Origin of the sequence: Algoriphagus aurantiacus (assembly GCF_035156405.1) — a bacterium.
Classification (GTDB): Bacteria; Bacteroidota; Bacteroidia; order Cytophagales; family Cyclobacteriaceae; genus Algoriphagus; species Algoriphagus aurantiacus.
Genome location: NZ_JAXRUT010000081.1, coordinates 1 through 658 on the forward strand (window position 1 = coordinate 1; position 658 = coordinate 658).

Sequence of the window (658 nt, forward strand, 5' to 3'; positions counted from 1 at the left end):
TAACAAAATGCCTTGTCACAGTGCCATGGGGTATTAATCCAGATTTCTCCGGGCTATCCCCCTGTATAGGGTAGGTTGCATACGCGTTACGCACCCGTTCGCCACTCTCAATTACCCGAAAGTAACCTACCGTACGACTTGCATGTATTAGGCCTGCCGCTAGCGTTCATCCTGAGCCAGGATCAAACTCTCCATTGTAAATTATCATTATTTATACACTGTCCATGGGACCGCACAAAGCAAATCCCATAAACGTCTCCCTGTCTGTTCTCAGGTTACTGTTTTTTTTGTCTTACATTACTTCAAAGAACTTGGCGCCACTCATCCGTGGCCCGTGCCAGATACTTCAATCTTGCGATTTCAGCCCCGTTTTTCCCCCTTCCTTGCTGAAGGGAGTGCAAAGGTAAGCGTTATTTTGAAACCCGCAACAACCTTCGTCAAATTAATCCCTAAAGTTTTTCAGTGGCCTCAGCCCCTCCGACTCTATCCCCTCTCTTCAGATGGGTGCGCAAAGGTAAGTGATCATTTTTGACTTCCAAACCCCAACACCGAAATTAATTCTTTCACTACTTTTCGGGAGGCTTTTCTCCCGTCCCAGCTCTCCGTTTCCGTCGTTTGGGAGTGCAAATATCCACCTTTTTATTTTAGCGGCAAGAAA

Annotated in this window: 1 rRNA gene; it reads right to left on the bottom strand. The window is 46.5% G+C overall.

Features of this window, described 5'->3' with window-relative positions:
• Nucleotides 1-198 (bottom strand): 16S ribosomal RNA (locus SYJ56_RS25820); the annotation flags it as partial.
• Nucleotides 199-658 lie beyond the last annotated feature (460 nt).